This window comes from Tomitella gaofuii, from assembly GCF_014126825.1.
GTDB classification, from domain to species: Bacteria; Actinomycetota; Actinomycetes; order Mycobacteriales; family Mycobacteriaceae; genus Tomitella; species Tomitella gaofuii.
The window spans coordinates 2,588,553-2,600,715 of the sequence record NZ_CP059900.1 but is presented as its reverse complement, the minus strand read 5'-3'; the positions used below and the strand labels follow the sequence as shown (position 1 = coordinate 2,600,715).

11 protein-coding genes and 1 pseudogene are annotated in these 12,163 nt (G+C 71.4%); 7 read left to right on the top strand and 5 right to left on the bottom strand.

Going from position 1 to position 12,163, the window contains the following annotated elements:
• Positions 1 to 323: 323 nt before the first annotated feature.
• Positions 324 to 1,364 carry a recombinase RecA gene (recA, locus tag H4F70_RS12080; protein WP_182357378.1) on the top strand — a complete coding sequence of 347 codons (1,041 nt, stop codon included), beginning with the start codon at positions 324 to 326 and terminating at the stop codon, positions 1,362 to 1,364.
• A gap of 5 nt (positions 1,365 to 1,369) precedes the next feature.
• The gene (locus tag H4F70_RS12075; protein WP_182357377.1) at positions 1,370 to 1,912 is read left to right on the top strand and encodes a regulatory protein RecX; all 543 of its coding nucleotides are present in this window, start codon (positions 1,370 to 1,372) and stop codon (positions 1,910 to 1,912) included.
• Positions 1,913 to 2,061: 149 nt separating this feature from the next.
• Here the strand turns inward: H4F70_RS12075 and H4F70_RS12070 are convergent.
• From H4F70_RS12070 to H4F70_RS12055, 4 genes and pseudogenes are all read right to left on the bottom strand, one after another.
• Positions 2,062 to 2,875, bottom strand: a pseudogene (locus H4F70_RS12070) (amino acid ABC transporter permease); the annotation flags it as partial.
• On the bottom strand, positions 2,872 to 3,558 hold the full coding sequence (locus H4F70_RS12065; RefSeq protein ID WP_182357376.1) for an amino acid ABC transporter permease: 687 nt from the start codon (positions 3,556 to 3,558) through the stop codon (positions 2,872 to 2,874). The pseudogene H4F70_RS12070 and the gene H4F70_RS12065, both read right to left, overlap by 4 nt.
• A gap of 49 nt (positions 3,559 to 3,607) precedes the next feature.
• The gene (locus H4F70_RS12060; protein ID WP_182360375.1) at positions 3,608 to 4,393 is read right to left on the bottom strand and encodes a glutamate ABC transporter substrate-binding protein; all 786 of its coding nucleotides are present in this window, start codon (positions 4,391 to 4,393) and stop codon (positions 3,608 to 3,610) included.
• A 147-nt stretch (positions 4,394 to 4,540) separates the two neighbouring features.
• Positions 4,541 to 5,269: an amino acid ABC transporter ATP-binding protein gene (locus H4F70_RS12055; protein WP_182347723.1), complete on the bottom strand. Its 729-nt coding sequence runs from the start codon at positions 5,267 to 5,269 to the stop codon at positions 4,541 to 4,543.
• Positions 5,270 to 5,484: 215 nt separating this feature from the next.
• Here H4F70_RS12055 and miaB point away from each other — a divergent pair, with 215 nt between their 5' ends.
• The gene (gene miaB / locus H4F70_RS12050) at positions 5,485 to 7,158 is read left to right on the top strand and encodes a tRNA (N6-isopentenyl adenosine(37)-C2)-methylthiotransferase MiaB (RefSeq protein WP_182357375.1); all 1,674 of its coding nucleotides are present in this window, start codon (positions 5,485 to 5,487) and stop codon (positions 7,156 to 7,158) included.
• Between the two features lie 66 nt (positions 7,159 to 7,224).
• Positions 7,225 to 7,845 carry an Rv2732c family membrane protein gene (locus H4F70_RS12045; RefSeq protein ID WP_182357374.1) on the top strand — a complete coding sequence of 207 codons (621 nt, stop codon included), beginning with the start codon at positions 7,225 to 7,227 and terminating at the stop codon, positions 7,843 to 7,845.
• 99 nt (positions 7,846 to 7,944) lie between these two features.
• On the opposite strand, the gene H4F70_RS12040 is transcribed toward H4F70_RS12045, so the two are convergent.
• Complete coding sequence (locus H4F70_RS12040; protein ID WP_182357373.1) at positions 7,945 to 9,390, bottom strand: DUF349 domain-containing protein; 1,446 nt, start codon at positions 9,388 to 9,390, stop codon at positions 7,945 to 7,947.
• A 247-nt stretch (positions 9,391 to 9,637) separates the two neighbouring features.
• Here H4F70_RS12040 and H4F70_RS20600 point away from each other — a divergent pair, with 247 nt between their 5' ends.
• Genes H4F70_RS20600 through H4F70_RS12025 form a run of 3 tightly spaced genes read left to right on the top strand, consistent with a single transcriptional unit; the run spans position 9,638 to position 12,103 of the window.
• Positions 9,638 to 10,390 carry a class III extradiol ring-cleavage dioxygenase family protein gene (locus H4F70_RS20600; RefSeq protein WP_182357372.1) on the top strand — a complete coding sequence of 251 codons (753 nt, stop codon included), beginning with the start codon at positions 9,638 to 9,640 and terminating at the stop codon, positions 10,388 to 10,390.
• A complete protein-coding gene (miaA, locus tag H4F70_RS20595; RefSeq protein WP_182360374.1) occupies positions 10,387 to 11,319 on the top strand; it encodes a tRNA (adenosine(37)-N6)-dimethylallyltransferase MiaA in 933 nt (310 codons plus the stop codon). Before H4F70_RS20600 ends, miaA begins: the two co-directional genes overlap by 4 nt.
• A 10-nt stretch (positions 11,320 to 11,329) precedes the next feature.
• Positions 11,330 to 12,103, top strand: a complete 774-nt coding sequence (locus H4F70_RS12025) for an IclR family transcriptional regulator (RefSeq protein WP_182357371.1) — start codon at positions 11,330 to 11,332, stop codon at positions 12,101 to 12,103.
• Positions 12,104 to 12,163 lie beyond the last annotated feature (60 nt).

Here is a 12,163-nt window from a genome sequence, read left to right as displayed (position 1 = left end):
ATATAGTCGGGTTCTACAGCGCACGCGGTGCGAACCCGCGCGGACACCTGCACAGCGGTATGTGCGCTTCCGGCGCGCTCCTCTACCACGGATGCGCGCCCGGGGCGCGCTTCACTCGGCGGCCGTCCACAGCCTCGGCTGTTCGGCCGGGTTTTCCACAAACCCGGCCGGGATGCGGCGCGTGGAGCGCGGAGCTGTCGGTGTCGGCGTTTAGCCTTGCGGTATCGGTGGTGGCGCGGGCCGCGGGGCACGTGAGGACGGCCGGGAACGTACGGCACAGGGACAGGCACACGCCCGCGGGGCGTGTTCGACAAGGAGGCACGATGGCTCAGGCGAACGACCGTGACAAGGCGCTCGAGCTGGCGCTCGCGCAGATCGACAAGAACTTCGGCAAGGGTTCGGTGATGCGCCTCGGCGACGATGCGCGTCAGCCCGTCGCGGTGATCCCGACCGGGTCGATCGCACTGGACGTGGCCCTGGGCATCGGCGGGCTCCCGCGCGGTCGTGTCGTGGAGATCTACGGCCCGGAGTCCTCCGGCAAGACCACCGTGGCCCTGCACGCGGTGGCCAACGCGCAGGCCGCGGGCGGCATCGCGGCCTTCATCGACGCCGAGCACGCCCTGGACCCGGACTACGCGCGCAAGCTCGGCGTGGACACCGACGCCCTCCTGGTCTCGCAGCCGGACACCGGCGAGCAGGCGCTGGAGATCGCGGACATGCTCATCCGCTCCGGCGCGTTGGACATCCTCGTCGTCGACTCCGTCGCGGCGCTCGTGCCGCGTGCGGAGATCGAGGGCGAGATGGGCGACAGCCACGTGGGCCTGCAGGCGCGGCTGATGAGCCAGGCGCTCCGCAAGATGACCGGCGCCCTCAGCAACTCGGGCACCACGGCGATCTTCATCAACCAGCTGCGCGAGAAGATCGGCGTCATGTTCGGTTCACCGGAGACCACCACCGGCGGCAAGGCGCTCAAGTTCTACTCGTCGGTGCGTATCGACGTGCGCCGTATCGAAACGCTCAAGGACGGCGGCGACGCGGTGGGCAACCGCACGCGGGCCAAGATCGTCAAGAACAAGGTGGCGCCGCCGTTCAAACAGGCGGAGTTCGACATCCTCTACGGCCGCGGCATCAGCAAGGAGGGGTCGCTGATCGACATGGGCGTGGAGCAGGGGTTCATCCGCAAATCCGGCTCCTGGTACACCTACGACGGGGAGCAGCTGGGGCAGGGCAAGGAGAACGCGCGCAAGTTCCTGCTCGAGAACATCGACATCCGTGACGAGGTCGAGAAGAAGATCAAGGAGAAGCTCGGCATCGGCGCCGTCCTGACGGACGAGGACGCGGCTGTCACGCCCGTCGATTTCTGAGCGCGGTGTCTCAGAATCACACTGAGAACGGCGGCGCCGGGCACGAGCGCAACCGCGCCTACGACGCGTCGCTGCGCCTGCTGGCGGCACGCGCGCGCAGCCGGGCCGAGCTGGCGGAACGCCTGCACCGCAAAGGTCACGCGGACACGGTCGTCGCCCCACTGCTCGACGACCTCGAACGTGCAGGGCTGCTCGACGACGCCGACTTCGCGGAGCAGTGGGTGTACTTCCGGCACAGGGACGGCGCCCGTTCGCGTCGTGCCCTGGGCGTGGAGCTGCGCCGGAAGGGCGTCGACGATGCGGTGATCGAGCAGGCCGTCGCCCAGATCTCCGACGACGACGAGCGCGGCCGCGCCGCGGCACTGGTACGGCGCACGTTGTCGCGGCGGCGGGCGCCGGTCGCGGACGATGCGGACGCGGCGCGGCGCGAGCAACGCCGGCTGGTCGGCATGCTCGCGCGCAAGGGTTACGGCAGCGAACTCGCCTACGGGGTCGTGATGGATGAATGGCGTGCGGCCGCCGAGGAGCGCGCTGCCGACGGCGGCTGAGCAGCCCGCGCGGGCGGGAGCGCGTTCAGTCCGGCCGCCGCCCGGCCCCGCGCTCCTCCGGGAAGTCGTCCACACCCGGGCCCCGTCGAACATGTCCGCGTCGGCCGCGGCGACGGCCGGCGCCCCGGCGGCGCGGCCGGAACCCGCGCCGCGGGTGCGCAGGCGCCGTTCGAGCCACGTCGCGAACGTCGTCAACGCGAAGTTGATTGCCACCATGATCACACCCACCACGATCAGCGCGGCGAAGAAGTTCCGGTAGTAGGACGCGGACTGCTGGCCGCTGCGGATCAGCTCGATGAAGCCGATCTGATAGCCCAGGGCCGAGTCCTTCAGCGCGATCACCATCTGCGAGACCAGCGCCGGCAGCATCGCCGTCACGGCCTGCGGAAGCTCGATCATGCGCATCGTCTGACCGCGGCGCAGACCCAACGACGACGCGGCCTCGCGCTGTCCCGGCGGCAGCGACAGGATGCCGGCCCGCAGGATCTCCGCGATCACCGACCCGTTGTACAGCGTCAGCCCCACGACGACGGCGGCCAGCGGCAGCTGGCCCGAGGGGAACACGCCGTAGAACGCGAACACCTGGTAGGCGAAGATCATCATGATGAGCACGGGGATCGCGCGGAAGACTTCCACGACCGCCCCGCACACCCACCGGACCGGGCGGCGCGCCGACAGCCGGCCGATGCCCAGCACCGCCCCGAGGATCAGGGCGAAAACGATCGAGATCGCCGCGGCCAGCAGGGTGCCCTTGAGGCCGGGCAGCAGGTAGGTCGTCCACGTGGTGCCGATCGTGAACGGTTCCCAGTTGCGCGCCTCGAACTGGCCGTTGTCTGCGAGCGTGCGGGCGGCGAGGCCCACCAGCACCACCACCACCAGGCAGAACACCACCGCGACGATGCGATAGCGCCACCGTGCGCGCGGGCCGGGGACGTCGTACAGAACGCTCGGTTCGCTGCTCACCGCTTCACCGCCAACTTCTTGCTCGCGTAGCCGAACACGAATCCGATCGGCAGGGTCAGGATCATGAAGCCGACGGCGAAGATGCCGAACACGGAGAACAACTGGTCCGATTCGTTCTCGATCATCTCCTTCATCAGCAGCGCTGCCTCGGCCACGCCGATCGCCGAGGCGATCGTCGTGTTCTTCACCAGCGCGATGAGAACGCTGCCCAGCGGTGCGATCACCGAGCGGAACGCCTGTGGCAGCACCACCAGAGTGAGGGTCTGGCGGAAGCCGAGGCCCAGCGACCGCGCGGCCTCGGCCTGCCCGAGCGGGACCGTGTTGATGCCCGACCGCAGCGACTCGCAGACGAAGGCGGAGGTGTAGAGGACGAAACCGAGCACCGCCAGCCAGAAGCCGTTGTCGCGGATGAACGTCGGTGAGCTCTCGCTGGTGAAGTGGATGCCCAGGTTCTGGTACAACCCCACCGAACAGAAGACGATGATGAGCGTCAGCGGGGTGTTGCGGAACAGGTTGACGTACCAGGTGCCGGCGAAGCGCAGCACCGGGACGGGCGAGACCCGCATGCCGGCGAGGATCGTCCCCCAGACCGTGGCGCCGATGGCGGACCAGAACGTCAGCCGGATGGTCACCCAGAACGCGTCGAGCATCGCGTCGCCGTACGTGTCGAAGAGCGAGTTCACTGCCGGTCACCTCCCTGGACGGATACGTGGATGCGGTGGCGGAGGGTCATCAGTACCGGTTCACCTGCGGGGGGTCGGGGAGCGGGAAGCCGGATTTGCCCATCGTCTTCTCCAACGCGGCCCGCCACGCGCCGGTGTCGATCATGTCCTCGATGGCATCGTTGATGGCGTCGCGTGCCGCGTCCTCGCCCTTGGCCAGGCCCACCCCGTACTTCTCGGTGGTGAACGCCTCGCCCGCCAGCTTGAACTCGCCGGGGTACTGCGCCGCGTAGCCGGCGAGGATGATGTCGTCGGTGGTCAGCGCGTCCACCTTGCCGCGCGAGAGCGCCTCCACGCACGACGAGTAGCTGTCGAACTGCTGCAGCTGCACGCCCGGATACATCTCCTTGACGTTCTGCGCCGACGTGGACCCCGCGACGGAGCAGAGCTTCTTGCCGTTCTCCAGCGACTCCGGGCCGGTGATGTCGGTTTCGTCCTTGCGCACCAGCAGCGATTGGCCGGCGATGTAGTACGGGCCCGCGAAGTCGACGGCCCGCAGACGCGACTCGGAGATCGAATAGGTGGCGACGATGAAGTCCACCTCGCCGTTCTTGATCAGCGTTTCGCGCTGCGGCGAGGGGGCCTCCTTCCATGTGATGCCGTCGGGCGGCACGCCCAGGTACTGCGCGATGTATTCGGCCACCTCGATGTCGAAGCCGGTCATCTCCTTGTCCGGCTCGCGCAGTCCCAGTCCGGGCTGGTCGAACTTCACGCCGATGGTGAGGTGGCCGTCGCGCGCATCCGCGAGCGGGTCGCGCGGCTCGGTGCTGCCGCAGCCGGCCACCGCCGAGAGCATGACGGCGGACAGTGCCGCTGCCAGCGCTGCGACGAGCCTGCGGCGGCGGCGTGGTGTCAGGTGCATGAGGAGCCTCTCGTCCGCGGGGAACGCGGTCGTGCGGGGGATCGGGGCTGGACGGGGGCCGGGTCGGACGCCCACGGTCCGCTAGTGTCCGTGGATCTTGCTGAGGAAATCGCGGGCGCGGTCGGTCCGGGGCGAGTCGAAGAACGCGTCGGGGGTGGTGTCCTCGACGATCGCGCCGTCGGCCATGAAGATCACCCGGTCGGCGGCTTGCCGGGCAAAACCCATCTCGTGGGTGACGACGATCATCGTCATGCCCTCGTGCGCCAGCTCGACCATCACCTCGAGGACCTCGTTGACCATCTCCGGGTCCAGCGCGGAGGTCGGCTCGTCGAAGAGCATCACCTTGGGGCCCATCGCGAGAGAGCGGGCGATGGCCACGCGCTGCTGCTGGCCGCCGGACAGTTGCGCCGGATACTTGTCCGCCTGGCTGTCCACCCCGACGCGCGCCAGCAGCTCGTGCGCGCGGGTGCGGGCGGCGGCCTTGTCCGTGCCCCGGACCTTCATGGGCGCCAGCATGACGTTCTGCAGCACCGTCTTGTGCGCGAACAGGTTGAACTGCTGGAACACCATGCCGACGTCGGCGCGCAGGCGCGCCAGGTCCTTGCCCTCCCGGGGCATCGGTGTGCCGTCGATGCTGATCGTGCCCGAGTCGATGGTCTCGAGCCTGTTGATCGTGCGGCACAGGGTGGACTTGCCCGAGCCGGAGGGGCCCAACAGCACCAGCACTTGGCCGGCGGGCACCTGCAGATCGATGCCGCGCAGCACGTGCAGGTCGCCGAAGTGCTTGTCGACGGAGCGCATATCGATCATCGGCGTGGCCGGAGGGGCCCCTGCGGGACCGGTGGCCGGATCGGTCGTCGTCATGGGTCTTTACACTAGAGGCTGTCCGGCCGTGACGGCGCACGGACCGCGCACGCGAATCGCATCGGCCGGCCGGGGTGCGGCCGCGGCAAGCGGCCGCCGGCGGGGCTGCCCGCCCGGCGCCGTCGGTATCGAGGAAACCAGGAAACGAGGAACAACGGGTCATGTCGGATCTTCCCAGCGACCAGGTGCCGCCCGCGGGCGGCACGGGCGTGCGGTCGGTGAGGCCGCACGCCCGCAGCTACGAGATCCGGACGTTCGGCTGCCAGATGAACGTGCACGACTCCGAGCGGCTGGCGGGCCTGCTCGAGGACGCCGGCTACGTGAAATCGGCGGGCGACGGCGCCGCTGACCTGGTCGTGTTCAACACCTGCGCGGTGCGCGAGAACGCGGACAACAAGCTGTACGGCAACCTCGGGCGCCTGCGGCCGGCGAAGGACGCGAATCCGGAGATGCAGATAGCGGTGGGCGGATGCCTGGCGCAGAAGGACCGCGGCATCGTCGTCGACCGGGCGCCGTGGGTGGACGTGGTCTTCGGCACCCACAACATCGGCTCGTTGCCGGCGCTGCTGGAGCGTGCCCGGCACAACGAGCGCGCGCAGGTGGAGATCCGCGAGTCGCTCGAGGCGTTCCCCTCCACGCTCCCGGCACGGCGGGATTCCCCCTATTCGGGGTGGGTCTCCATCTCCGTGGGCTGCAACAATACGTGCACCTTCTGCATCGTTCCGACGCTGCGCGGCAAGGAGGTCGACCGGCGGCCCGGCGACATCCTCGCGGAGGTGCGCGCGCTCGTGGACCAGGGCGTGCAGGAGGTGACGCTGCTGGGGCAGAACGTCAACGCCTACGGCGCGTCGTTCGCGGATCCGGCGCTCCCGCGCGACAGGGGCGCCTTCGCGGCGCTGCTGCGCGCATGCGGGGACATCGACGGGCTCGAGCGCGTGCGTTTCACCTCGCCGCACCCGGCCGAGTTCACCGACGACGTCATCGACGCGATGGCCGCGACCCCCAACGTGTGCCCGCAGCTGCACATGCCATTGCAGTCCGGCTCCGACCGGGTGCTGCGCGCCATGCGGCGGTCGTACCGGAGCCGGAAGTTCCTCGGGATCATCGACAGGGTGCGCGCCGCGATGCCGGAGGCTGCGATCACCACCGACATCATCGTCGGCTTCCCCGGCGAGACGGAAGAGGACTTCCAGGAGACGCTCGAGGTGGTGCGCCGCGCCCGGTTCTCGAGCGCGTTCACATTCCAATACTCCATCCGCCCCGGGACGCCGGCGGCCGACATGCCGGACCAGGTGCCCAAGGACGTCGTGCAGGAGCGTTACGAGCGACTGATCGCCCTGCAGGAGCAGGTGAGCCTGGCGGAGAACGCCACCCGCGTGGGGCGCGAGGAGGAGCTGCTGGTGGCCGCGGGCGAGGGGCGCAAGAACGCGGCCACCGAGCGGATGAGCGGGCGCGCACGCGACGGCCGGCTGGTGCACTTCGATCCGCGGCGCGGCGAGGCGGCCGGTGCGAACGGGGGATCCGGGGCGATCCGTCCCGGCGACTTCGTCACCGTCACCGTCACCGATGCCGCACCGCACCATCTCATCGCGGACTCCGGTGTGCGCGCACACAGGCGCACGCGCGCGGGCGACGCGTACGAGGCGGGCCGGTCGCCGAAGACCGCGCCGGTGGGGGTGGGGCTGGGCATGCCGTCGGTGGGTGCGCCTGCCGCGCCGGCGGCGCCGGTCGCCCCGGCTGCGGGCTGTGAGCGGACGTGCGCTCCGGCGCCATGGCCCCGCACGGAGGCGCGTGGGAGTATGGGGAGTCGGCGTGCCCGCGCGCGGCAGCGGTGACCGTACCGGCGTGAGGCCGGGAAGCGACGAGAACAGGGCCGAGACCAGGGCGATGAGGACAGGGCGATGAGCGATCAGATTCCCGAGGACCTTCAGCACTTCCAGAAGGACTTCGACAAGGCCGAGAAGAAGGTCGCCGGGGAGATCGACCCCGGCATGCGCAGCGTCGGCATCGCCGTCGCCATCCTGCTGCTGCTGGCGTCGTTCCTGCTCCCGCACACCGGCTCGGTCAACGGGTGGGACGTGCTGGTGCACGACGATGCGGCGCAGGGGGAGGCGGTCGCGATCACCTCGCAGCTGTTCGTGTGGTTCGCCCTGGTCTTCGGCGCGTTCACCGGAATGATCACGCTGCTGACGCGCCGGTGGACGCTGGCATGGGTGACGGCCGCCGGCTGCGCCGTCGGGATCTTCCTCGGCGTGCTGGCGATCTGGTCGCGGCAGACCCCCAGCGGGGTCCTCGACGCGCAGGACGCCGCCTTGGCGGACCTGTCCGGTCCGGGCGTCGGCATCGTCGCCGGTCTCATTCTGCTGGTGGTGCTCACCTACCTGTGGGTGGGGGTGGCCTGGTCGAAGACGTCGCTGCAGCTGGCGGCGGAGGAGGAGCGTCGACAGCACGCGGCCGAGGACGAGGACGCGTGGATGAATCAGGCGCGGCTGGGACGCCCCGAGGCCCCCTACCAGGATTGATTCCGCCGGCACCGGCGCCGCGTGTGCGGGGTCGGCCGTGCGAAGTCCGGCGCCCCCGCACATGCATGCGGGGGCGCCGGAGCCGTTCGCGTGGGCGGATCAGCGGTCGTCGACGGCGGTCTCGGCCGTGTTCGCCCATTCGCGCCACTGCCGGGCCTGTGCGCGCGCCTTCTCGGCGTCGCCGGAGCGGCCCGCGGCCTCCGCCTTGCGCGCCTGTTCCTCGAACTGTTCGACCCGTTCGCGGAACTGCGCGGCGCGTGCGAGCGCTTCGGGGTCGGTGCGGCGCCACTGGGCGTCGGCGGCCTCGCGCACCCGGGTCTCGACGGCCCTGATGCGGGCTTCGAGCCCGTGCATGCGGTCCCGGGGCACCTTGCCGAGCGATTCCCAGCGGTCCTGGATGCCGCGCAGCGCCGCGCGAGCGGAGTCCAGGTCGGCGGCGGGGTCGATGCGCTCGGCCTCCGCGAGCAGCTGCTCCTTCGCCTCCGCGTTCTCCGCGTATTCCGCGTCGATCTCCGCGTTCATCTGCTTGCGGGCGCCGAAGAACGTGTCCTGTGCGGCCTTGAACCGCGCCCACAGCGCGTCGTCGATCTCCCGCGGGGCGCGGCCTGCCTGCTTCCACTCGGCCATAAGGTCGCGGAACGCGCCGGCCGTCGGCCCCCAGTCGGTGGAATCGGCCAGCGCCTCGGCGCGCTGGACCAGGTCCTCCTTCTTGTGCTTGGCGCCGGCGCGCTGGCGGTCGAGTTCGGCGAAGTGCGAGCCGCGCCTGCGGTTGAACGCCTCGCGTGCCTTGGAGTAGCGGCGCCACAGCTGGTCGTCGGTCTTGCGGTCGATGCCCCGGATCGTCTTCCACTCGTCGAGGATCGCGCGCAACCGGTCGCCCGCCTGCTTCCACTGGGTGCCCTCGGCGGCGATCTTCTCGGCCTCGTCGGCCAGCTCCTCCTTGCGCGCGATCTGTTCGGTGCGGCGGGCGTCCTTACGCTTGCGGGCCTCGTCGACGGCGACGTCGCAGTGCGCGCAGACGGTCTCGAGACGGCGGGTGAGCGCATCGACGTCGCCGATCACCGCGGCGGTGGGCACCGACTCGAGCAACGCCTGCGCGCTGGAGCGGGTCTTGCCCAGGTCGGCGGTGCCGGATTCGATCCGGGATTCGAGGAGCTCGATCTCGGTGGCCAGGTCCTGATACTTGCGGCCGAAGTGCGCCAGGCCCTCGTCCGCATCGCCGGCCTGCCATTCGCCGATCTTGCGTTCACCGTCGGCGGTGCGCACCCAGACTGCCCCGTCCTCGTCGATCCGGCCCCACTTCGCCGGATCGTTGGCGGGCACCGTGGGCACGTGCGCCACGTGCGCCTCCGGATTCGGGTGCGGCGGCAGCAGGTGCTCGGCGACGGCGTTGGGCGTGGGCGCGGGGCGCCCGGGAACCGGTGCCGGACGGGGAACGCGGTCCGGCCCCGGCGCCTGCGGCCGGGCGGGCCCGGGCCCCGGCACGGGGCGGGCGGCCGCGCCCGGATCCTCGCCCGTCCCGGACGGGTTCTCGTTGCTGTTCATGGGACCTCGTCTCTGCCGCGCGTCACGGCTGCCGATGCTGCCGGCCGGAATGCGTCGCGCACCCGGCCCGGTGGGGTTTCCGGTGACCATTCAACCTGTTCGCGCGTTCGGTGACCATCGAAACCCGCAACGATCCCGCGACCCGGGGCTCGCCAGTGCTCCGTCGGGGACGCCGCCGGCGGCGCTGTCGGCGGCGCCGGCGGCGTCACGCGGGGCGGACGCGGACGATCGGCTAGCGTGGACGATCGTGCTGACCTCTGTGTGCGTAGTCCCTGCGACCCCGCTGCTGGTTCCGCGCGTGGGCGGTGCCGAGGGCGCATTGCCGGAGCTGCGCGGGCGTGTGCTGGCGACGGTGGGCGCGATGTCCGCCGGCGCGGACGCATGGTTCGTCGTCGGCGCGGGAGAGGCGGGCGACGGGCTGCCCCAGGACGGCATCTCCCGCTACCCGGCGGCGCCGTCGACGGGCAGCTTCGTCGGATTCGGCGTGGACGTGCGGGTGACGCTGGACGGCGGCGCGGAGTCCGCACCCGCCGCGTCGATGGCGCTCCCGCTGTTGATCGCCGGGTGGCTGCGCGGCGCGGTGGCGCCGGAGTTGCGTCCCCGGCACCCGGTGCGGGGCATGCGCGTGGGACGTGCGGCACCGCGGGAGAAGTGCGTGGAATCGGGGCGGGCGCTGCGGCGGGAGATCGACGCACGCCCGGAACGCACCGGGGTGCTGGTGATCGGGGACGGGCCGTCGACGCTCACCGCCAAGGCGCCCGGCGCCTTCGACCAACGCGCACGGCCGCTGGCGGACGAGGTCGCCGCGGCGCTGACGGACGGCGACGCCGCGGCGCTGATCCGCCTCGATCCGCGGCAGTGCGCCCGGGTGGGCCTCGATGTGCGGGCGCCCCTGCAGGTGGCGGCGGGCCTCGTCGGCGACGACCGCGTGCAGACGGGCCACCAGTCCGTGCAGTGGCCGTACGGCGTCGCTTACTACACGGGGCTGTGGTCGGTGTGACGGTCGGCCCCCGACCGGTGGCGGTCATCGGGCCCACCGCCACCGGCAAATCGGACCTCGCACTGGAGCTGGCCGAACGGCTCGGCGGCGAGATCGTCAATATCGACGCGATGCAGCTGTACCGGGGCATGGACATCGGCACCGCGAAGACGCCGCCCGCGCAGCGCCGCGGCATCGTCCACCATCAGATCGACGTGCTGGGCGTGCGGGACACCGCGTCGGTCGCCGCCTACCAGAGCGCCGCGCGCGAGGACGTCGAGCGGATCCGGGGGCGCGGGCGCGTTCCCGTGATCGTGGGCGGCTCGATGATGTACGTGCAGGCGCTCATCGACGGCTGGCGTTTTCCGGACACGGACCCGGCGGTGCGGCGGCGGTGGGAGGCGCGTCTCGCGGAGACGGGTGCGGCGGCGCTGCACGGGGAGCTGCGCGCGGCCGACCCGGACGCCGCGGACCACATCCTGCCGACCGACGGCAGGCGCATCGTCCGCGCGCTCGAGGTGGTCGAGATCACCGGGCGCCCGTACGCCGCGTCCAAGCCCGTCATCGGGGATCCGCGGTGGGGCACCGTCATGTTGGGGATTGACCGCGACACCGCGGACCTGGATGCGCGGATCGCCGCGCGCACCCGGGCGATGTTCGACGAAGGCTTGGTCGAGGAGGTCCGCGGGCTGCTCGGGGCGGGGCTGCGCGAGGGGGTCACCGCGCGCCGTGCCATCGGATACCAGCAGGTGCTCGCGCTGCTCGACGGCGGACTCGACCGCGATGAGGCCGTGGCGCTCACCGAAGCCGGCACGCGCAGGTACGTGCGCCGGCAGCGCTCGTGGTTCCGCAAGGACGGCAGGGTGCGCTGGCTGGACGGTGCCGCACCCGGCCTGGTGGACAGGGCCGTCGCCGAGTGGAACGCGGAGCCCGGGTGTGGCGGAGCATAGGATCGCGACCATGACCGACGGTGCGCACCCTGATTCCGGCGGCGCGGCCGTGCGCTCGCCCGGCCGCGTGCAATCGGTGGATCGTGCGCTGCAGCTGCTCGAGGAGATGGCGGACGGCGGCGGCACCGCGACACTGAGCGACCTGGCCGAACGCACGGGCCTGCCCCTGCCGACGATCCACCGGCTGATGGCCACGCTCCGCGACGCCGGATACGTCCGGCAGGAGCCGTCCCGGCGGTATGCGCTGGGAGCCAAGCTGGTCGGCCTGGGCGACAGCGCTGGGCGGCTGCTGGGTTCCTGGGTACGGCCCACGCTCGCCTCGCTGGTGGAGCGGACGGGCGAGACGGCGAACATGGCGATGCTCGACGGCGACCGGGTGGTGTATCTGGCGCAGGTGCCGTCGCGGCACTCGATGCGGATGTTCACCGAGGTGGGCCGGCGGGTGGACGTGCACTGCACGGCGGTGGGCAAGGCGCTGGTGGCGGGGCTGCCGGACGAGGCGGTCCGGGGCATCCTGCGGCGCAACGCCATGACCAAGTACACCCCGAACACACTCACCACCGAGGCCGAGTTCTTCGCGCAGCTCGATCAGATCCGTACGCTCGGCTACGCGTTCGACGAGGCGGAACAGGAGATGGGCGTGCGGTGCGTGGCCGCCGCGACGGAGTCGTCCGCGCCCGTCGCGCTGTCCGTGTCGGGGCCCGCGTCGCGGTTCAGCAAGGACCGGCGGGACGCGGTGATCCCGCTGTTGCGGGAGGCGGTCACGCGGCTCGCCGCCGGGTGACGCCCGGCGAACGGCATTGCGTGCTCAGGGGCGGTCGTGGCTCTGGAAGGCGTCGGCCCC

Excerpts from the sequence above, each read along its gene's own strand:
- recA (WP_182357378.1), top strand. The coding sequence starts at position 324 with ATGGCTCAGGCGAACGACCGTGACAAGGCGCTCGAGCTGGCGCTCGCG.
- H4F70_RS12045 (WP_182357374.1), top strand. The coding sequence starts at position 7,225 with ATGAGCGATCAGATTCCCGAGGACCTTCAGCACTTCCAGAAGGACTTC.
- H4F70_RS12040 (WP_182357373.1), bottom strand. The coding sequence starts at position 9,390 with ATGAACAGCAACGAGAACCCGTCCGGGACGGGCGAGGATCCGGGCGCG.
- H4F70_RS12025 (WP_182357371.1), top strand. The coding sequence starts at position 11,330 with ATGACCGACGGTGCGCACCCTGATTCCGGCGGCGCGGCCGTGCGCTCG.
- H4F70_RS12060 (WP_182360375.1), bottom strand. The coding sequence starts at position 4,393 with ATGCTCTCGGCGGTGGCCGGCTGCGGCAGCACCGAGCCGCGCGACCCG.
- H4F70_RS12055 (WP_182347723.1), bottom strand. The coding sequence starts at position 5,269 with ATGATCGATATGCGCTCCGTCGACAAGCACTTCGGCGACCTGCACGTG.
- miaB (WP_182357375.1), top strand. The coding sequence starts at position 5,485 with ATGTCGGATCTTCCCAGCGACCAGGTGCCGCCCGCGGGCGGCACGGGC.